At 71.4% G+C, this 18,745-nt stretch carries 19 protein-coding genes, 5 tRNA genes and 1 pseudogene; 8 read left to right on the top strand and 17 right to left on the bottom strand.

Going from position 1 to position 18,745, the window contains the following annotated elements; all coding sequences use genetic code 11:
* Positions 1 to 84: 84 nt before the first annotated feature.
* On the top strand, positions 85 to 318 hold the full coding sequence (locus tag ABT118_RS31975; protein ID WP_350677854.1) for an Lrp/AsnC family transcriptional regulator: 234 nt from the start codon (positions 85 to 87) through the stop codon (positions 316 to 318).
* A gap of 20 nt (positions 319 to 338) precedes the next feature.
* Positions 339 to 836 (top strand): DUF3515 domain-containing protein, encoded by a 498-nt coding sequence (locus ABT118_RS31970; RefSeq protein ID WP_350677849.1) that lies wholly within the window; start codon positions 339 to 341, stop codon positions 834 to 836.
* A gap of 19 nt (positions 837 to 855) precedes the next feature.
* Here ABT118_RS31970 and ABT118_RS31965 read toward each other — a convergent pair whose 3' ends face one another.
* From ABT118_RS31965 to ABT118_RS31955, 3 genes are all read right to left on the bottom strand, one after another.
* Positions 856 to 1,995, bottom strand: a complete 1,140-nt coding sequence (locus ABT118_RS31965) for a D-alanine--D-alanine ligase family protein (RefSeq protein WP_350677846.1) — start codon at positions 1,993 to 1,995, stop codon at positions 856 to 858.
* Between the two features lie 68 nt (positions 1,996 to 2,063).
* Positions 2,064 to 3,065, bottom strand: a complete 1,002-nt coding sequence (locus ABT118_RS31960) for an NAD(P)H-dependent glycerol-3-phosphate dehydrogenase (RefSeq protein WP_350677841.1) — start codon at positions 3,063 to 3,065, stop codon at positions 2,064 to 2,066.
* Positions 3,062 to 3,880 carry a lysophospholipid acyltransferase family protein gene (locus ABT118_RS31955; RefSeq protein ID WP_350677836.1) on the bottom strand — a complete coding sequence of 273 codons (819 nt, stop codon included), beginning with the start codon at positions 3,878 to 3,880 and terminating at the stop codon, positions 3,062 to 3,064. Before ABT118_RS31955 ends, ABT118_RS31960 begins: the two co-directional genes overlap by 4 nt.
* Before the next feature lie 195 nt (positions 3,881 to 4,075).
* On the opposite strand from ABT118_RS31955, the gene cofC reads away from it, so the two are divergent.
* Together cofC and ABT118_RS31945 are read left to right on the top strand one after the other, a co-directional pair.
* A complete protein-coding gene (gene cofC / locus ABT118_RS31950; protein WP_350677832.1) occupies positions 4,076 to 4,753 on the top strand; it encodes a 2-phospho-L-lactate guanylyltransferase in 678 nt (225 codons plus the stop codon).
* A 37-nt stretch (positions 4,754 to 4,790) separates the two neighbouring features.
* On the top strand, positions 4,791 to 5,012 hold the full coding sequence (locus ABT118_RS31945; protein ID WP_350677828.1) for a hypothetical protein: 222 nt from the start codon (positions 4,791 to 4,793) through the stop codon (positions 5,010 to 5,012).
* Between the two features lie 142 nt (positions 5,013 to 5,154).
* On the opposite strand, the gene ABT118_RS31940 is transcribed toward ABT118_RS31945, so the two are convergent.
* Both ABT118_RS31940 and ABT118_RS31935 read right to left on the bottom strand, forming a co-directional pair.
* Entirely contained in the window at positions 5,155 to 5,412 is a 258-nt protein-coding gene (locus tag ABT118_RS31940) for a hypothetical protein (RefSeq protein ID WP_350677825.1), read from the bottom strand.
* Complete coding sequence (locus ABT118_RS31935; RefSeq protein ID WP_350677821.1) at positions 5,409 to 5,561, bottom strand: hypothetical protein; 153 nt, start codon at positions 5,559 to 5,561, stop codon at positions 5,409 to 5,411. Before ABT118_RS31935 ends, ABT118_RS31940 begins: the two co-directional genes overlap by 4 nt.
* Before the next feature lie 232 nt (positions 5,562 to 5,793).
* Between ABT118_RS31935 and ABT118_RS31930 the strand changes: the two genes are divergently transcribed.
* On the top strand, positions 5,794 to 6,561 hold the full coding sequence (locus ABT118_RS31930) for a GntR family transcriptional regulator (RefSeq protein ID WP_350677818.1): 768 nt from the start codon (positions 5,794 to 5,796) through the stop codon (positions 6,559 to 6,561).
* Positions 6,562 to 6,663: 102 nt separating this feature from the next.
* Here ABT118_RS31930 and ABT118_RS31925 read toward each other — a convergent pair whose 3' ends face one another.
* The 4 genes from ABT118_RS31925 to leuC form a co-directional block, all read right to left on the bottom strand.
* Entirely contained in the window at positions 6,664 to 7,398 is a 735-nt protein-coding gene (locus tag ABT118_RS31925; RefSeq protein ID WP_350677812.1) for an HU family DNA-binding protein, read from the bottom strand.
* Between the two features lie 133 nt (positions 7,399 to 7,531).
* Entirely contained in the window at positions 7,532 to 7,813 is a 282-nt protein-coding gene (locus ABT118_RS31920; RefSeq protein WP_502884753.1) for an SCO5555 family protein, read from the bottom strand.
* A 134-nt stretch (positions 7,814 to 7,947) separates the two neighbouring features.
* Positions 7,948 to 8,544 carry a 3-isopropylmalate dehydratase small subunit gene (leuD, locus tag ABT118_RS31915; RefSeq protein ID WP_350677803.1) on the bottom strand — a complete coding sequence of 199 codons (597 nt, stop codon included), beginning with the start codon at positions 8,542 to 8,544 and terminating at the stop codon, positions 7,948 to 7,950.
* 6 nt (positions 8,545 to 8,550) lie between these two features.
* Positions 8,551 to 9,972 carry a 3-isopropylmalate dehydratase large subunit gene (leuC, locus tag ABT118_RS31910; RefSeq protein WP_350677799.1) on the bottom strand — a complete coding sequence of 474 codons (1,422 nt, stop codon included), beginning with the start codon at positions 9,970 to 9,972 and terminating at the stop codon, positions 8,551 to 8,553.
* A gap of 232 nt (positions 9,973 to 10,204) precedes the next feature.
* Here leuC and ndgR point away from each other — a divergent pair, with 232 nt between their 5' ends.
* The gene (gene ndgR / locus ABT118_RS31905) at positions 10,205 to 10,918 is read left to right on the top strand and encodes an IclR family transcriptional regulator NdgR (RefSeq protein ID WP_057232382.1); all 714 of its coding nucleotides are present in this window, start codon (positions 10,205 to 10,207) and stop codon (positions 10,916 to 10,918) included.
* 117 nt (positions 10,919 to 11,035) lie between these two features.
* Here the strand turns inward: ndgR and ABT118_RS31900 are convergent.
* The 8 genes from ABT118_RS31900 to ABT118_RS31865 all read right to left on the bottom strand — a co-directional run bounded on the left by ABT118_RS31900 (position 11,036) and on the right by ABT118_RS31865 (position 14,404).
* A tRNA-Gln gene (locus tag ABT118_RS31900) sits at positions 11,036 to 11,110 on the bottom strand.
* A gap of 48 nt (positions 11,111 to 11,158) precedes the next feature.
* Positions 11,159 to 11,234 (bottom strand) — tRNA-Glu (locus ABT118_RS31895).
* 71 nt (positions 11,235 to 11,305) lie between these two features.
* A tRNA-Glu gene (locus tag ABT118_RS31890) sits at positions 11,306 to 11,381 on the bottom strand.
* A gap of 17 nt (positions 11,382 to 11,398) precedes the next feature.
* Positions 11,399 to 11,471: transfer RNA gene (locus tag ABT118_RS31885), tRNA-Glu, on the bottom strand.
* 19 nt (positions 11,472 to 11,490) lie between these two features.
* Positions 11,491 to 11,562: transfer RNA gene (locus ABT118_RS31880), tRNA-Gln, on the bottom strand.
* A gap of 206 nt (positions 11,563 to 11,768) precedes the next feature.
* Positions 11,769 to 13,274, bottom strand: coding sequence for a glutamate--tRNA ligase (gene gltX, locus ABT118_RS31875; RefSeq protein ID WP_350677791.1), 1,506 nt, complete (start codon positions 13,272 to 13,274; stop codon positions 11,769 to 11,771).
* Positions 13,267 to 14,067 (bottom strand): fumarylacetoacetate hydrolase family protein, encoded by an 801-nt coding sequence (locus ABT118_RS31870; protein WP_350677788.1) that lies wholly within the window; start codon positions 14,065 to 14,067, stop codon positions 13,267 to 13,269. Before ABT118_RS31870 ends, gltX begins: the two co-directional genes overlap by 8 nt.
* A gap of 139 nt (positions 14,068 to 14,206) precedes the next feature.
* Entirely contained in the window at positions 14,207 to 14,404 is a 198-nt protein-coding gene (locus tag ABT118_RS31865; RefSeq protein WP_350677782.1) for a hypothetical protein, read from the bottom strand.
* 559 nt (positions 14,405 to 14,963) lie between these two features.
* Between ABT118_RS31865 and ABT118_RS31860 the strand changes: the two genes are divergently transcribed.
* Both ABT118_RS31860 and ABT118_RS31855 read left to right on the top strand, forming a co-directional pair.
* Complete coding sequence (locus tag ABT118_RS31860; protein ID WP_350677778.1) at positions 14,964 to 18,665, top strand: sensor histidine kinase; 3,702 nt, start codon at positions 14,964 to 14,966, stop codon at positions 18,663 to 18,665.
* Positions 18,666 to 18,675: 10 nt separating this feature from the next.
* Positions 18,676 to 18,745, top strand: a pseudogene (locus ABT118_RS31855) (roadblock/LC7 domain-containing protein); the annotation flags it as partial.

The raw sequence follows: 18,745 nt of genomic DNA, 5'->3' as shown, positions 1-18,745 counted from the left end.
GGCACGGGGTCTCCCCCACCGGGCCCACCGGGCGGTAGCGTGGTGATCAGACTGCCGATCGGCCCACCCCGCTGGAGGTCCCCCGTGGTACAGGCATACATCCTGATCCAGACCGAAGTGGGCAAGGCCACCGCCGTGGCCCAGTCGATCGCCAAGATCGCGGGCGTGCTCACCGCCGAGGACGTCACCGGGCCGTACGACGTGATCGTGCGCGCCGAGGCCGAGACCATCGACGACCTGGGCCGGCTGGTGGTCGCCCAGGTGCAGCAGGTCGAGGGCATCACCCGGACGCTGACCTGCCCGGTGGTCCGGTTGTAGCCGCTGGCTACCATCGCTGGGTGAGCCGTCTCCGCAGCCTTCCCGCCGCCGTCCGCTGGGGCGTCCCGCCCGCCGCGCTGCTGACCTGTGCCGGTCTGCTCGGCTGGAGCTGGAGCCTGCCCCCGGACGTCGCTCCCCCGGCCCCCGGGGCGGCCGAGGCCGGCTTCTGCGCGGCGCTGGACCGGGCGCTCCCGGCGACCGTGCTCGGCCACCGGCGTGACGACCCGTCACCCGCCTCGCCGTACACCGCCGCCTGGGACAGCTCGCCCCGGACGGTGCTGCGCTGCGGCCTGCCCCGGCCGGACTACCTGAACGACGACCCGCTGGCCTCCGCCCCCGAGGTCAACGGCGTCCAGTGGGGCATGACCAGGGACGCGGACGGCGGCTACCGTTTCGTCACCACGCTGCGCCGGGCCTACGTCGAGGTGTCCGTCCCCGAGGGCGCGTACCCCAACTACATCGACCCGCTCAGCTCGTTGACCGACGCCATCGCGGCGACCGTCCCCGAGGGGCTCTGAGAGCCCCTCGGGCGGGTGGTCAGCGCAGGCCGGTCGAGCGGTTCAGCGCGGCGGTGAGCAGCCGGTCGACCAGCTCGGGGTACGGCAGGCCGGTGGCCTCCCACATCTTCGGGTAGGCCGAGATGGGGGTGAAGCCGGGCATGGTGTTGATCTCGTTGACGATCCAACTGCCGTCCGGCAGCAGGAAGAAGTCGACCCGGGCCAGGCCCTCGCAGCCGAGCGCGTCGAAGGCCAGCACGGCCTGGCGGCGGATCTCGGCGGTCTCCGCCTCGGTCAGCCGGGCCGGGATCTGCACCTCGGACGAGTCGATGTACTTCGCCTCGAAGTCGTAGAACTCGTAGTCGCCGCCGACCAGCACCTCGGCCGGCAGGCTGGCCCGCGGCCCGTCCTCGAAGTCCAGCACGCCGCACTCGATCTCGCGGCCCTCGACACCCCGCTCGACGATCACCTTGGGGTCGTGGCTGCGGGCCTCGTCCATCGCGGCGTCCAGGTCGGCCAGGTCCTTGACCTTGCTGATGCCCATGCTGGAGCCGGCCCGGCAGGGCTTCACGAAGACCGGCAGGCCAAGCGCGGCGATCCGCTCCCGGGCGGCGGCCCGCCCGGCCTCGCTCTCCCACTCGCGCGGGCGCACCACGGTGTAGTGGCCGACCCCGATGCCGTGCGACTCCAGGATCCGCTTGGTGAACTCCTTGTCCATGCCGGCCGCACTGGCCAGCACGCCGGAGCCGACGTACGGGACGCCGGAGAGCTCCAGCAGGCCCTGGATGGTGCCGTCCTCGCCCCACGGTCCGTGCAGCAGCGGCAGCACCACGTCGACGTCGCCGAGCACCTTGGGCACGGCGCCGGGCTCGCTCCAGACCGCCTCCCGGCTGGTCGGGTTGCCGGGCAGCACGACCTGGCCCTCGGAGGGCTCGGCGACGGCGTCCACGTCCGGCACCCGGCCGTCGGTGATGGCCATCCGCGACGGCTCGTCGCCTACCAGGGCCCAGCGGCCCTCATGGGTGATGCCGATCGGCAGCACCTCGTACTTGCTCCGGTCGATCGCCCTGAGCACACTGCCGGCCGTGACGACCGAGATGCCGTGCTCGGAGCTGCGGCCGCCGAAGACGATCGCAACGCGCGGCTTGGCCGCGTTGGGGGAGGTCTTTTCGATGCTCATATCGCGTTCGAGACTACCGTGCGACTGTTTCGGTGAAAGTCAGCCGCACGGTCCTTGGGGCCTCGGGTTCAACGGCGTTCGGGCTTCGCGGACCGGGCCATCAGTCCGGCCAGCACTTCCTGGGTCGGCCGGCCGTGGTGCACCACGTCCACCACGGCCGCCACGATCGGCATGTCGACCCCGTGCCGGCGGGCCAGGTCGAGCACCGACTCGCAGGACTTGACGCCCTCGGCGGTCTGCTTGGTGGCCGCGATGGTCTCCTCGACCGTCATGCCGCGCCCGAGGTTGGTGCCGAAGGTGTGGTTCCGGGAGAGCGGGGAGGAGCAGGTGGCGACCAGGTCGCCCATCCCGGCCAGCCCGGCGAAGGTGTACGGGTCGGCGCCCAGGGTCAGCCCGAGCCGGGTGGTCTCGGCCAGGCCGCGGGTCATCAGGGTGGCCTTGGTGTTGTCGCCCAGGCCCATCCCGTCGGCCATCCCGACCGCCAGGCCGATCACGTTCTTCACCGCGCCGCCGAGCTCGCAGCCGACCACGTCGGTGGTGGTGTACGGGCGGAAGTAGGGGGTGTGGCAGGCGGCCTGGAGCCGCTTGGCGACCAGCTCGTCGGTGCAGGCGACCACGCTGGCGGCGGGCTGCTTGTCGGCGATCTCCCGGGCCAGGTTGGGGCCGCTGACCACCGCGACCCGCTCCGGGCCGACCCCGGCGATCTCCTGGATCACCTCGGACATCCGCTTGGCGGTACCGAGTTCGATGCCCTTCATGAGCGAGACCAGCACCGTGTCGGGGCCGAGCAGCGGCGCCCAGGCGGCCAGGTTCTGACGCAGCGTCTGGGACGGCACCGCGAGCACCGCGAACTCCGCCCCGGCCAGCGCCTCGGCCGGGTCGGTGGTGGCCCGCACGGTGGCCGGCAGCACGGTGTCCGGCAGGTAGTCGGGGTTGGCGTGGGTCGCGTTGATCGCGTCCACCAGCTCCGCCCGGCGGCCCCAGAGGGTCACCTCGCAGCCGGCGTCGGCCAGGATCATCGCGAAGGCGGTCCCCCAGGACCCGGTCCCGAACACGGCGCAGCGGGTCACTTGGTGCTCTCTTCGTCGTTCGAGTGGCCCGCGGCGCGGTCCTTCTTCGCGGCTGCGGCGTCGGCCCGGTCCCGGGCGGCCCTGCGCATGTCGTAGCGCTCGGCCGGGGCCTGCTCGCCGCGGATCCCCGCGAGCACCTCGGTGATCGCGGCCATGATGTCCTCGGTGGCCTCGCGGAGCACCTGGGCGGTCAGCTCCTTGCCCTGGTACTTGCTCAGGTCGACCGGCGGTCCGGCCGCCACCGTCACCTTGTGCCGGGGGAAGAGGTTCAACTTGCCCTTCCCGCCCCGGCCGTACGGCGGGATGATCTCGTGCGCGCCCCAGTGCGCGACCGGGATCACCGGCGCGCCGGTCATCAGCGCGACCCGGGCCGCACCGCTCTTGCCGGTCATCGGCCAGATGTCCGGGTCCCGGGTGAGCGTGCCCTCGGGGTAGAACTGCACGCACTGGCCCTGCTCGACGGCGGCGATCGCGGCCCGGAAGGCCTGCGCGGCGTCGGTGGACTCGCGGAACACCGGGATCTGGCCGGTCTTCTTGAGCATGAAGCCGATGAACGGCACCGAGAACAGCCCGGCCTTGCCGAGCATCCGCGGCGGGCGGCCGCTGTTGTACTGCCAGTGCGCGTAGACCACCGGGTCGATCAGCGAGTTGTGGTTCACCACGGCCAGGAAGCCGCCGCGCTCCGGCAGGTGCTCCCACCCCCGCCAGTCCGGCTTCACCAGGGCGGTGGTCACCGGCTTCACGAGCACGGCCGCGAAGCGGTACCAGATCCCGTAGTCGGCGTTGCCGAACCTGGCGTACGAGCGGCGCGCCACCCCTGCTCCTCTTCATCGTTGCGGCACGTGGGGTGCCGCAGGTCAGTCGTCGCCCCTCGGGGCGCGGACCAGTCTCACCGCTGGCCCCGCCGCTGTCGAGCGGCTTCCCGGACCGTCCCGGCCGGCGGGGCGTCACACCCCGCTGCGCCCGGGCCACCTGGTCAGGGGTGCGCCACCGGCGACAGAATGGCGCCGATGACCCAGGACACCGTACGCCCCGCAGTACCCGGTGCGCCCGCGCCCCACCCCGAGTGGTCGCTGGTGTTGCCGGTGAAGCCGCTCGCGCTGGCGAAGAGCCGGCTCGCTCCGTACGCGGGTGCCAGAACGCCCGCGCTGGCGCTGGCCTTCGCGCTGGACGCGGTGACGGCGGCGCTCGCCTGTCCGCTGGTGGCCCGGGTGCTGGTGGTCACCCAGGACCCGGCGGCCGGGGCCAGGTTGGCCCGGCTGGGAGCGCTGGTGGTGTCCGAGGAGCCGGGCGGCGGGCTCAATCCGGCGCTGGTGTACGGCGCCGGACTGGCCCGGCGGCTGGCTCCCGACGCCCCGCTGGCGGTCCTCTCGGCCGATCTCCCGGCGCTGCGGGCCGATGAGCTGGCCCTGGTGCTGGCGGCGGCCCGGGCGCAGCCGGGGCGCTCCTTCCTGGCCGACTCCCCCGGGCTCGGCACCACCCTGCTGGCCTGCCCGCCCGGCGCCGTGCTGGCGCCGCGGTTCGGCACCGGCTCCCGGGCCGGGCACGCGGCCTCCGGCGCGGCCGAACTGAGCCCGGGCGAGGTGCCCTCGGTCCGCCGCGACGTGGACACCGGGGCGGACCTGCGGGAGGCGCTGGCGCTCGGCGTCGGACCGCACACCGCCGCGGTGGCCTGCGCACCGGTCTGAGCCCGGACCGGCCCGGCGCCGTCGCTATGCTGCTGCCATGCAGGCCACCTCGTTCACCTTCGACCCCGCCACCAGGACCGGTTCGGTCCTCCTGGACGACGGCACCCCGGTCCCGTTCGACGCCCCGGCCTTCGACGCGGGCGGCCTGCGGCTGCTCCGCCCGGGCCAGCGGCTGCGGATCCGCACCGAGGGCGCCGGCGAGGGCCGCCGAGTGGTCTTCCTCACCCTGCAGACCTTCCCCGACCCGGCCGAGTCCTAGGGGCCGTCCTCAAAGGCGATGGTGACGACTGCTCGGCAGGACTCGCGGGCCTTCTCCTGACGGGATGCCAGGCAGCCGTCATGCTCGCAGCACTCCCCAGGTGGGCATGATCCGCTTTGACGCCGCCGCCTGGGGCCGGGCGCTAGGCCTGCTGGACCTGCACCAGGTGGGACCGGCCGGCCATTGCGAAACTGAGTGTCAATTCGCCGTCGCGATCGAGGAATTCGGTGACCCGCTCGACCACTCCCGGGCCGAAGAAGAAGCGGTAGGCCTCGTACTGGGTCCAGCCCAGTGGAAGGACCCGCAGCGCCTCCCAGAGCGCCGCCAGGGCGTCCGGGAGGTGGCTGAAGGTCGCGGGGGCGGTGATGTCCTCGATGGAGACGCGGTAGGACCTGCTCACGGCGCTGCCTTCTGCTCGTGGTCGATCTCGGCCCAGACGCCCTGGGTCGAGCCGGTGCGGTCCTGACCGAACCGGTCGGCGGTGGCGAGCACGTCGAGTACGGCGAGCTGGGCCTCGGCGCTGATCCCGGCCGGCAGGATCACGTACACGCGGTAACCACCTTCGTCCCGGAGACTGATGCGCGCTCTGGCCCCGGCCGCGGCGGAGAGCCGGACGGCGACGTCAAACACCCTGGTGGTTCGCACGCAACGGCTCTCCCTGCGAGCGGTCGGTCACGGAACGTAAATCTAAGCACTTAGATTCCATCTGATGCATTAGATTGTCAACCCTGATTCACCCGCCCTGCCCACACCTCGGGGCCTGCCCCGTCAGGAGCGTCAGATGCCTTCTGCCGAGCGCGACTACCTCCGCATCGCTGACCTGCTCCGGCAGCGCATCCGGGCGGGCGAGTGGCAGCTCGGCGAGCGGCTGCCCTCCCGCGCCAAACTCGCCCTGGAGTACAACGTCAAGGCGACCAAGCTGCAGAAGGCGCAGGAGCTGCTGATCTCCGAGGGCCTGCTGGAGAGCTACGCGGGGTCCGGCACCTTCCTGCGCGAACCCCCGGTCCGCCGGCGGATGTACCGCTCGCTCCACCCGGAGCTGCACAACCCGGCCCCGTTCCGGCTGGACATCGGCGAGGTCACCGAGGGCAGCGGCTGGGAGTCGCAGACCCGCAGCCGGGTCCGGGCCGGCGAGAGGCTGGCCGCCCGGCTCGGCATCGAGCCCGGCGCCGACACGGTGCACACCACCTACGAGTTCCTGATCGGCGGGCGCCCCACCCAACTGGCCGAGAGCTGGGAGCCGATGGCCATCACCGGCAGCTCCCGGGTGGTCTTCCCCGACCTCGGCCCGTACAGCGGCCAGGGCGTGGTGGCCCGGATGGCCGCGATCGGCGTCACCGTGGACCGGGTGGTGGAACACCCCCGGCCGGACCGGGCCACCCAGAGCCAGGCGAACATGCTCGGTATTCCGGTCCACGATCTGCTGACGGTGATCGAGCGGACGTACTACGACGTGAACGGGCGCGCGGTGGAGACGGCCGATCTGGTGATCCCGGATTCGCGCTGGGAGATCACCTACGAACTCCCGATCGGGCGTCAGCAGCCATAACCGAAAAGAGCCGTGGCGGCCCGCCTCCGGGTGGGTTACCCGGATACGAGCCGCCACGGCTCACGGCGGTTCGACCCGCCGTCGTTCGACCGATCGCCAGAACTACTTGGCGGTGGACCGGCGCGCGGTGGTCTTGCGCGTGGCGGTCTTCTTCGCCGGGGCGGTCTTCTTGGCCGTGGCCGCCGCCTTCTTGGCGGGAGCGGCCTTCTTGGCCGCCGCGGTGGTCTTGGCCGCGGTGGTCTTCTTGACCGGGGTGGCCTTCTTCGCGGCCGCGGTCTTGGTGGCCACTGCCGCCTTCTTGACCGCCGTCGCCTTCTTGGCGGGGGTGGTGGCCGTGGCCTTCTTCGCCGCCGTGGTCTTCGCCGCGGTGGTCTTCGCCGCCGTGGTCTTGGCCGCAGTGGTGGCCTTCTTGGCCGCGGTGCGCTTCGCCGGAGCAGCGGCGGCGGCCGTGGCGGCGCGCTTGGTGGCAGCGCGCTTGACGGCGGCAGTGGTGCCGCTCTTGCCCGGGGTGAGGGAGCCCTTGGGGGCCTTCTTCACCGACGGACCGTCCTTCGGCAGCTTCTTGCTGCCGCTGACCAGGTCCTTGAAGCCCTGGCCGGGACGGAAGCGCGGCACGGCGGTCTTCTTGACCTTGACCTTCTCGCCGGTCTGCGGGTTGCGGGCGAACCGCGCGGAGCGGTCGACCTTCTCGAAGGTGCCGAAGCCGGTGACCGACACCCGGTCACCGGCCACAACGGCACGCACCATGGTGTCGAGCACTGCGTCGACGGCCTCTGCGGCAGCCTTGCGACCGCCCAGCTGCTCGGCCACCGCTTCGACAAGCTGAGCCTTGTTCACGTCTTCCCCTTCGGAAACGGGCGCCGGATGATTCCATCCGTTCAATTCGCACGTTAGGTATGTATCTGCGGAGTTTCAATTACCAAACGCGCGAATCACCCTAGTGTCGCAATGGATTTGCGCGTCCGGGACCTCATCCGAGTGGCGGGCGCCCCTCGTCGAGGTCTTGCACAAAGCGCGCCAACCGCCTTGCCGCCTCCGGAAGATCGCGCTTGGCGGTCTCGGTGACGATCAACAGTTGCCGGGTGAGAGCGGTCTTTGCCTCGGTTGACACGTTCAGCGCATGAACGCGGGCATGAGCCTGCTTCAACCGCTCGGCCACCAGCGCGAAGAGCGCCGTGACTTCCGGGTCGTCCATCCCCTCCGAGGAGGCTGGTTCGCCGTCCCCGTACGGAGGTTCATGGTGCCGGTGCATGCAACGATTGTGCCATCTGTACGGAGTTGCGCTGCCCGGGGGTTTATCCGGAGCTCAACTCGGGCCCGGAACAGACCGATGGCCCACCCCTCGGAAGAGGTGGGCCATCCGGCGGACCGTCAGGAATCGAAGGCTCAGAGCACCGGCAGCGTACGCGGCTTGAAGCTCGGTCGGGTGGCCTCGAACTCGGCGATGTCACCCTCGTTCTGGAGCGTGATGCTGATGTCGTCCAGACCGTTGAGCAGGCGCCAGCGGACGTTGTCGTCCAACTCGAAGGCGGCGGTGATCCCCTCGGCCCGGACCTCCCTGGCCTCCAGGTCGACGGTGATCTCGGCGGTCGGCTCGGCCTCGGTCAGGGCCCAGAGCTGATCCACCGTCTCCTGCGGCAGCAGCACGGTGAGCAGACCGTTCTTCAGCGAGTTGCCGCGGAAGATGTCGGCGAAACGCGAGGAGATCACGGCCTGGAAACCGTAGTTCTGCAGGGCCCAGACCGCATGTTCGCGGGAGGATCCGGTACCGAAGTCGGGGCCGGCCACCAGAACCGAGGCACCCTCCCGCTCGGGCTGGTTGAGGATGAACTCGGAATCCTTGCGCCAGGCCTCGAACAGCCCGTCCTCGAATCCGGTCCGGGTGACCTTCTTCAGCCAGTGCGCCGGGATGATCTGGTCGGTGTCGACATTGCTGCGGCGCAGCGGAACGCCCCGGCCGGTGTGCGTGGTGAACTTCTCCATGGCTGCTCAGACCTCCACAGCGACGTCGGACGACAGATCGGCGGGCGCGGCCAGCCGGCCCAGCAGGGCGGTGGCGGCGGCGACCTGAGGGGACACCAGGTGGGTGCGGCCGCCCTTGCCCTGGCGTCCCTCGAAGTTGCGGTTGGAGGTCGAGGCGCAGCGCTCGCCCGGGGCCAGCTGGTCCGGGTTCATGCCCAGGCACATCGAGCAGCCCGCGTGCCGCCATTCGGCGCCGGCGGCGGTGAAGACCTTGTCCAGGCCCTCCTCGATCGCCTGCAGCGCGACCCGGACGGAGCCGGGGACGACCAGCATCCGGACACCCTCGGCGATGGTGCGGCCCTCGACGATGGCCGCGGCGGCCCGCAGGTCCTCGATCCGGCCGTTGGTGCAGGAGCCGACGAAGACCGCGTCGACCTTGACCTCGCGCAGCGGCGTACCGGCCTCCAGGCCCATGTACTTGAGCGCGTTCTCGGCCGCGACCCGCTCCGAGGGGTCCTCGAACGAGGCCGGGTCCGGCACGTTGGCGCCCAGCGGGGCGCCCTGGCCCGGGTTGGTGCCCCAGGTGACGAACGGGGTCAGCTCGGTGGCGTCGATGAACACCTCGGCGTCGAAGACCGCGTCCTCGTCGGTGGCCAGGGTGGACCAGTACTCCACCGCGGCGTCCCAGTCGGCGCCCTTGGGGGCGTGCGGACGCCCCTCCAGGTAGTCGAAGGTGGTCCGGTCCGGGGCGATCATGCCGGCCCGGGCGCCCGCCTCGATCGACATGTTGCAGATCGTCATCCGGGCCTCCATCGAGAGGCCCCGGATCGCCGAACCGCGGTACTCCAGGACGTAGCCCTGGCCGCCGCCGGTGCCGATCCGGGTGATGATCGCCAGGATCAGGTCCTTGGCGGTGACGCCGTCGGGCAGCTCGCCCTCGACCGTGATCGCCATGGTCTTGAACGGGGCCAGCGGCAGCGTCTGGGTGGCCAGCACGTGCTCGACCTGGCTGGTGCCGATGCCGAACGCCAGCGCGCCGAAGGCGCCGTGGGTGGAGGTGTGCGAGTCGCCGCAGACCACGGTGGTGCCGGGCTGGGTCAGACCGAGCTGCGGGCCGACCACGTGCACGACGCCCTGCTCGACGTCGCCCAGCGAGTGGATCCGGACCCCGAACTCGGCGGCGTTGGCCCGCAGCGTCTCCAGCTGGACCCGGGAGACCGGGTCCGCGATCGGCTTGTCGATGTCCAGGGTCGGGGTGTTGTGGTCCTCGGTCGCGATCGTCAGATCGGTCCGGCGGACCTTGCGGCCGGCCAGCCGGAGGCCGTCGAAGGCCTGCGGGCTGGTCACCTCGTGCAGCAGGTGCAGGTCGATGTAGAGCAGGTCGGGCTCGCCCTCGGCGCGCCGGACGACGTGGTCGTCCCAGACCTTCTCTGCGAGTGTCCGTCCCATCGCTTTCCCTCCAGCCGGCCGCTCTGCCGGCCTTCTCGTGTGATCGAGGTCGTGTGTCCCGCAGGCCTGGTGAGGCACTGTTCCGGACGACCTGCACTCCGGATCGTGTCCAGCATGCGGACGTTGGATGATGGTCCGTGGCTGGGTGTCTCCCGGGCTGCTCCACCAAGAGTGGCGCTTTTCTCGGGGAATTGAACTTGCGTCTCGCGGAATGAGACTGCAGTATCAGGGCATGGACAACTCTAGCGGCGTCGGCGTTCTCGACAAGGCCGCTCTGGTGCTCAGCGCACTGGAGTCGGGCCCCGCCACGTTGGCGGGGCTGGTCGCCGCCACCGGCTTGGCGCGGCCCACCGCCCACCGACTCGCCGTCGCACTCGAACACCACCGCCTGGTCACCAGGGACATGCAGGGCCGGTTCATCCTCGGCCCCCGACTCTCCGAGCTCTCCGCCGCCGCGGGCGAGGACCGGCTCCTCGCCACCGCCGGGCCGGTGCTCACGCACCTGCGCGACGTCACCGGCGAGAGCGCCCAGCTCTACCGCCGGCAGGGCGAGATGCGGATCTGCGTGGCCGCCGCCGAGCGGCTCTCCGGCCTGCGCGACACCGTACCGGTCGGCTCCACGCTGCCGATGAAGGCCGGCTCCGCCGCCCAGGTCCTGCTGGCCTGGGAGGAGCCCGAGCGGCTCCACCGCGGCCTCCAGGGCGCCCGCTTCACCGCGACCGCCCTGAGCGGCGTACGGCGGCGCGGCTGGGCCCAGTCGATCGGCGAGCGCGAGCCGGGCGTGGCGTCCGTCTCCGCGCCCGTCCGCGGCCCCTCCAACCGCGTGGTGGCCGCCGTCTCGGTCTCGGGCCCGATCGAGCGCCTGACCCGCCACCCCGGCCGCATGCACGCCCAGGCCATCATCGAGTCCGCCAACCGTCTCACCGAGGCCCTGCGCCGCGGCTGACCCGGCACGCCAGGGGCCCGTACCGGAATTCCGGTACGGGCCCCTTTTTCCGGTCCGGATCCACTCCGGGTCCGTTCCGGGAAAACAAAAAAGCCCCGAATCATCGGGGCTTACTACTGGCTGGGGTACCAGGACTCGAACCTAGACTAAATGAACCAGAATCACTCGTGCTGCCAATTACACCATACCCCAACAAAGCATCGGGCCAGTGGGCTGCGAAGCCCACCGGCCGTTCTGCTCTGGTACCCCCGACCGGATTCGAACCGGCGCTACTGCCGTGAGAGGGCAGCGTGCTAGGCCGCTACACAACGGGGGCAAACTTGGTGATCCCATACTTCGTCAGGACCGGGGTTGCGAACTCGTCCGGAGGTGACAGTGGAAAGGATCTGGTACCCCCGACCGGATTCGAACCGGCGCTACTGCCGTGAGAGGGCAGCGTGCTAGGCCGCTACACAACGGGGGCTTGTTGCTGGTGGTGCGTACCCCCGACCGGATTCGAACCGGCGCTACTGCCGTGAGAGGGCAGCGTGCTAGGCCGCTACACAACGGGGGCTTGTCAAACATGTACTGCGCTGGGGTACCAGGACTCGAACCTAGACTAAATGAACCAGAATCACTCGTGCTGCCAATTACACCATACCCCACCAGAGTTCAACCCCTGACGGGGTCTTGCTCGGCGTTGCGACCGCCGGTCTGTCCCTGACGAGGTTTCTGGTCCCTCGCCGTGTCCCTCCCGGGCGGCGCAGAAAGAACATTACCCGACACCCGGCCCCGCTCCAAAATCCATAACCGCAGGCAGTGCCCCGGAGGGCTGCGTCGCTGGTCAACGCAGCCCCCCGGAGCGGCCGGATCAGGCCTCCGGAGTGAGCTCCAGGGCCGCCGTCAGCCGGCGCAGCGTCTCGGCGCGGCCGAGCAGCTCCATCGACTCGAAGAGCGGCGGGGAGACCCGGCGGCCGGTGACGGCCACCCGCAGCGGCGTGAAGGCGAACTTGGGCTTGATGCCCAGGCCGTCCACCAGGGCCTCGCGCAGGGCCGCCTGGATCGGCTCCGGGGTGAAGTCGGCCAGCTCGGTCAGCGCCGTGATGCTGGCGGTCAGCACCGGGCGGGCGTCGACGGTGAGCACCTTGGCGGCGTCGTCCGGGTCGACCGCGAAGTCGGCCGGGTCGACGAACAGGAAGCCCGCCATGTTGACGATCTCGCTGAGCACGACCATCCGTTCCTGGGTGAGCGGCGCCACCGCGGCCAGCAGCGCGAGCTGCTCGGCGGTCGGCTCGGCCGGCAGCAGGCCGGGGGCCTGCAGGTACGGCACCAGGCGGCGGACGAACTCGTCCGGCGCCAGCAGGCGCAGGTGGTCGCCGTTGATCGACTCGCACTTCTTCAGGTCGAAGCGGGCCGGGTTGGCGTTCACCTTGGCGATGTCGAAGGCCGCGACGAACTCCTCCATGGAGAAGCGGTCCTGGTCCTCGGAGAGCGACCAGCCCAGCAGCGCCAGGTAGTTGAGCAGGCCCTCGGGCAGGAAGCCGCGCTCGCGGTAGAGGTTGAGGCTGGCCTGCGGGTCGCGCTTGGAGAGCTTCTTGTTGCCCTCGCCCATCACGTACGGCAGGTGGCCGAAGCGCGGGGTGGAGCCGTCGCCGACGCCGATCTCGGCCAGGGCGGCGTAGAGGGCGATCTGACGGGGCGTCGAGGACAGCAGGTCCTCGCCGCGGAGCACGTGGGTGATACCCATCAGGGCGTCGTCCACCGGGTTGACCAGGGTGTAGAGCGGCGCGCCGTTGGCCCGGACGATGCCGTAGTCCGGCACGTTCTCCGGCTCGAAGCTGAGCTTCCCGCGGACCAGGTCGTCGAAGACGATGGTCGAGTCGGGCATCTTGAACCGCAGGATCGGCTGCCGCCCCTCCTCGCGGTAGGCCTCGACCTGGCCGTCGGTCAGCTCGCGGCAGTGGCCGTCGTAGCCGGAGGGCTTGCCGGCCGCGCGGGCGGCGTCGCGGCGGGCGTCCAGCTCCTCGGTGGAGCAGTAGCAGTGGTAGGCGTGGCCGCCCTCCTGCAGCTTGCGGGCGACGTCCGCGTAGATGTCCATCCGCTCCGACTGCCGGTACGGCGCGTGCGGGCCGCCGACCTCGGGGCCCTCGTCCCAGTCGAAGCCGAGCCAGCGCATCGCGCCCAGCAGCTGGTGGTACGAGTCCTCGGAGTCCCGGGCCGCGTCGGTGTCCTCGATCCGGAACACCAGCTTGCCGCCGTGGTGGCGGGCGAAGGCCCAGTTGAAGAGGGCGGTCCGGACCAGGCCCACGTGCGGGTTGCCGGTCGGGGAGGGACAGAAGCGGACCCGGACGGTCGGGTCCAGCTCAGTGTTAGCCACGCTTGATCACCTTATTGGCGAGAGTGCCGATGCCTTCGATGGAGACGGCGACCTCGTCGCCGACGTTGAGCGGGCCGACCCCGGCCGGGGTGCCGGTGAGGATGACGTCACCGGGCAGCAGGGTCATGGCCTCCGAGATGTGCACGATCAGCTCGGCGATCGAACGGACCATCAGGGAGGTCCGGCCGGTCTGCTTGAGCTCACCGTTGACGGTGCAGGTGATCGCCAGGTCGCTCGGGTCCAGCTCGGTCTCGATCCAGGGACCGAGCGGGCAGGAGGTGTCGAAGCCCTTGGCGCGGGCCCACTGGCCCTCGCGCTGCTGGACGTCGCGGGCGGTCACGTCGTTCGCGCAGGTGTAGCCGAAGATGATCTCGGGGACCCGCTCCAGCGGCACCTCGCGGCCCATCCGGCCGATCACCACGGCGAGTTCGGCCTCGTGCTGGACGTCCGAGGAGAACGGCGGGTACGCGATCGCCTCGGTCGGGCCGATCACGGCGGTCGAGGGCTTGAAGAAGGTCAGCGGGACGTCCGGGACCTCGTTGCCGAGCTCCTTGGCGTGCGCCGCGTAGTTGCGGCCGACCGCGACCACCTTGTTCGGCAGGATCGGCGACAGCAGCCGGATGTCCTGCATCCGGTAGCTCTCGCCGCTGAGCTGCATCGACACGATCGGGTGGCCGGCCAGGCCGTGCACCACCAGGGACTCGGGCTGGGCGGGGTCACCCTCCACCACACCGAAGGAGACGCTGCCGGCGGCAGGGCTCCCTTCCCGGACTGAGAACCTGGCAATGCGCACGGTGGGGAGCCTCTCGGTCTGTCGGGCTCCGGCCTTACCGGGCCCTGCTCGAACGGTCCCCAGGCTATCGCGAGAGGGGTGCCGACCCGCTGACGGCGGGTCGGCGCCCCTCGGGCGAATGCTTCCGGCTGAGTCCGGGTCAGTCCTGCGGCAGGCGCGGGGCCGGGGCCACCATCAGGACGGTGCGGCGCGGGTTGGCGGTGTTCGCCGGCAGCTCGGTGGCGTACTCCCGCGGCTGTCGCGCGGCCTGCGCGCCGGGCAGCTGGCTGAACTCCTCGATCGAGGCCAGCGACGTCCGGCGCGGGTTCGCGGTCGAGCTGCTCATGGGCTGGGACATTGCGTCACACCTTGAGTTCGGGGCCGCTCGGAGGAGTCGGCGACGGTGATTCCGGGCAGGCTGACGCCTGGCACAGCGTTCAAGAGTAGACGTTCCGGGAGTCGAACACCGGGGACTCATTCCATAGGCGCCGTGATCACGGCTACAAATTCTGCTGTGATTTTGCTCACAAATTCATGGACAATGCCGTCATGCCGGGCATTTTGCGCAGAGCGCGCAGTGCGACAATTCCGATATCTCGGACATTCAGGAAGGTCTGCGACTCCAGGTGATCTACGGTCCACTTGGCATGTATCCGACGAGTGTCCGAAAAGGGTGGTATTCCATGCCCGTTGCCGCACAGTCAGTGAGACGGTGCGCGCACTGGGTAGCCCAGGACACCGACAGGTAACGCCCCTTGTTGGACTTCTCCCGCTGTGCTGGAATGCGACGGAAAAACTCGACACCGCCCCATCCGCGCAAGCGGGGAGGGGCGCCCGGTCCAGAGGTTGCGACGCCAGTGCAGGGACGTTTCAAGAGGGGCAGCGGCGCCGCGGGAGACCCGGAGTCGCGTGAGCCCGTGGCAGGCCCCCACCAGGCAGCGCCGCTCACCGGCCCCGGTGAGCAGATAGTCGGCGGCGGCGAGCCCGAGCAGCAGGACGGCGCGGAGGGCGGCGATCAGGCCGACCAGCGCGGCCGCTCAAGGCTGCGCAACACGCTGACCCGGCGCCGGGCCACCGGTCTGCGCCGGTTCGCGATGCGCAACTGGCGCATCCGTACCCGCCTGATCGCGCTGCTGCTGCTCCCCGTGGTGGTCGCGCTGGTCCTGGGGGGCCTCCGGGTCGAGTCCTCGCTGCAGAACTCCAAGCAGCTCTCCCAGATGGCCAACCTCGCCGACCTGGCGAAGAAGGCCACCGACCTGGCGAGCGCCCTGCAGGCCGAGCGCGACATCAGCGCGGGCCCGCTCACCAGCGGCGGTGCCGAGAAGGCCAAGGACGACGACATCGTCGCCGCCCGGAAGAACTCGGACGCGCTGAGCAAGGCCTTCGCGGCCAGCTCCGACAACTTCGACGAGCTCGACCTCGCCGGTGGCAAGGCACTGCTGCTCCAGGTCCGCCGTGACCTGAACCAGCTCTCGGAGGCCCGTAGCAACGCCTACACGGACCCCAAGAACATCCAGGCGACGATCACCAACTACGACGTGATCATCAAGAACCTGCTCTCCATCACGCAGGACATCGCGATCGCCTCGAACTCGACCGAGCTGGTCAAGATCACCCGCGCGCTGCAGCAGTTCTCGCTGGCCAAGGAGAACACCTCCATGCAGCGCGCGCTGATCAGCGCCGCACTGGCCAACCCGAGCGGCCCGGACCTGAGCTCCTCCGACGAGACCTTCGGCATCCGGCTGCAGATCTCCGAGGGCAACGCGCTCACCAACTTCACCGCGATCTACGGCGACAGCGAGGCCCAGGCGCTCAACGCCGGGATGGCCCGCAACCAGCAGATCGCCGACTCGGACCGCTACACCAAGAAGGTCCTGAGCGCGAACGGCATCAAGCAGACCGACCCGCTCTCGTACAAGCTCTGGTACGACCAGGCCAGCGTGAAGATCTCCGCCCAGCAGAAGAGCGAGACCAAGCTGCTGGAGGCGCTCGACGGCAAGGCCGGCTCGCTCCAGGAGGACGCCGACACCGAGGCCCTGGTCAACGGTGCGCTGATCGCCCTGGTGCTCATCGTCGCCATCGCCGGCGCCGCCCTGGTGGCCCGCGGCATGGTGCGCTCGCTGACCCGGCTCCAGGTCGCGGCCGAGGACGTCGCCGAGCGGCGGCTGCCCGAGCTGGTCAAGACCCTCTCCGAGAGCGACCCGCACGACGTCGACGTCACCGTCGAACCCGTCGGTGTCGACTCGGCGGACGAGATCGGCCACGTGGCGCACGCCTTCGACATGGTGCACAAGCAGGCGGTCTCGCTGGCCGCCGAGCAGGCACTGCTCCGAGGCAACATCAACGCGATGTTCACCAACCTCTCGCGCCGCAGCCAGGGCCTGATCCAGCGTCAGCTGTCGCTGATCTCCGAGCTGGAGAGCCGCGAGGCCGACCCGGACCAGCTGGCCAACCTGTTCAAGCTGGACCACCTCGCGACCCGCATGCGCCGCAACGGCGAAAACCTCCTCGTCCTCGCGGGCGAGGACCCGGGCCGCCGCTGGACCCGCCCCGTGCCGCTGGTCGACGTGCTCCGCGCCGCCGCCTCCGAGGTGGAGCAGTACGAGCGGATCGAGCTCGCCTCGGTCCCGTCGGCCGAGGTCGCCGGACGCGTCGTCAACGACCTCGTCCACCTGCTCGCCGAGCTGCTGGAGAACGCCACCTCGTTCTCCAGCCCGCAGACCCGGGTCCGGGTCACCGGCCACGCGCTGCCGGACGGCCGGGTGCTGGTCGAGATCCACGACACCGGCATCGGCCTCTCCCCCGACGACCTGGCCGACATCAACGAGCGCCTGGCCAACCCGCCCGTGGTGGACGTCTCGGTCTCCCGCCGGATGGGCCTGTTCGTGGTCGGCCGCCTGTCCCTGCGACACGGCATCCGGATCCAGCTCCGCCCGAGCGACTCCGGCGGCACCACCGCGCTGGTCATGCTCCCGCTCGACGTCACCACCTCCGGCGACCGGCGCGGCCCCGGCCGTCCCGGCTCCGCCCAGGGCAAGCAGCAGCGCGGCGTCGGTCCGACGCCCCGTCAGCAGGGCCGTCCGAACGTCGCCGAGGCGCTGGCGGGACGCGGCGCGGCCGCGCTCGGCCAGGCCGGCCCGGCCACCGCGCCCGGCAACCGTCCGCAGCTCGGCCAGGGCGGTCGCCCGGGCGGTCCCGGTGCTCCCACCGGTGGCCCGTTCGGCGCCCCCGCCGGTGCACTGCCCAGCCGCGAGGCCGGTCAGTCGCTGCGCGAGAACCCGGCCGACGGCGGCGGCCTGCCGCCGCGCCGCGTCCCCGGTGCCTCCGGCGCCCCCGGCGTCCAGGGCGGCCCGGCCGGCCCCGGTGCCGGTCAGCAGCAGCGCCGGGCCCCGCAGGAGCAGGGCTTCGGCCAGGGCCAGGGCCGTCCCGGCCCCGGTCAGCAGCAGCGTCCGCGTCCGGCCGGCGAGCCGACCGGGAACGGCGCCGAGGCGTGGCCCGAGCGCCCGCAGCACGGCCGGGCCGGTCAGCCCGACCCCGCCCGCCGCCGTCCGCAGGAAGGCCGTCCGCAGGAGGGCCGCCCGTTCGACCAGGGCCGCCCGCAGGCGCCCGCCCCGCAGCGGCAGGCCCAGGTACCGGCTCCGCTGGACCAGGCCGTGCCGGACAGCACCGTGCAGTTCGCCCGGCCGCGGTTCGAGGCCAGCGAGATCGACCCGCGCGACCCGCTGGGTCTCGGGCTGGTCGAGCCGGTGCTGCCCACCGTGCCGTCCCCGGCACCGCAGCAGCACGCACCGCAGCACCAGCAGCCGCAGCCCCTCCCCCAGCCGGCCCAGCAGCAGCCGATGGCGCTGCCGACCGGCCCCGGTGCGGAGGACACCCAGCAGTGGGCCCGGCCGCAGGACAGCCAGGCGGGTCTGCCCCGGCAGGCTCCGCAGCAGGGCCAGCGTCCGCAGGGCCCCGGTCCGGCGGGTCAGGGCGGCCAGCCGCTGCCCGGCCGGGCCAGGACCGAGGCGCGGCAGGCTCCGCAGCCCCAGCAGCAGCAGCCCGGTGCCCCGGAGGAGAACTCCCGGCCGTACCAGCCGCGGCGTCCCGGCACCTCGGCCCCCGGCTTCACCGAGCCGGCGGCCCCGCGTCCGCAGCAGCAGGGCAGCCCGGCCCAGGCTCCGCAGCAGGAGCAGCGGGCCCCGGGCTTCGGCGACGCGCCGTGGCGCCCGTCCGCGAACGACGAGCGCTGGCGCCGGGCGGAGCAGGTGCGCGAGCCCTCCTCCGACGGTCTGACCATGTCGGGTCTGCCCCGGCGGACCCCGCAGGCCAACCTGGTCTCCGGCACCGCCGAGGCGGCGCCGCTGACCGGTCCGCAGGTCTCCCGGGCACCCGAGGAGGTGCGCGGCCGGCTCACCAACCTGCGGCGCGGCATCCAGCAGGGCCGCCAGGCGGGCGTGGAGCAGTCCCAGGGCCAGCAGCCGGGCCAGGGGCAGCAGGGGCAGGGGCAGCAGCAGAGCCGCGGGCCGCAGGGCTTCGACGGTTTCGGGGGAGGCAACCGCAACGGCGGTGGCCGGCACAACGGTGCGCAGGGCAACCCGGCTTCCGGCGAGTTCGGCCCCGATCACCAGGAGCGTTGAGTTGAGTCAGATGAGCCAGGCCGCACAGAACCTGAACTGGCTGATCACCAATTTCGTGGACAACACCCCCGGGGTGTCCC

Source organism: Kitasatospora sp. NPDC002040, assembly GCF_040296785.1.
Lineage (GTDB): Bacteria > Actinomycetota > Actinomycetes > Streptomycetales > Streptomycetaceae > Kitasatospora.
Note: the sequence above shows the minus strand (reverse complement) of the source record. Positions and strands in the feature narration are given on the sequence as shown.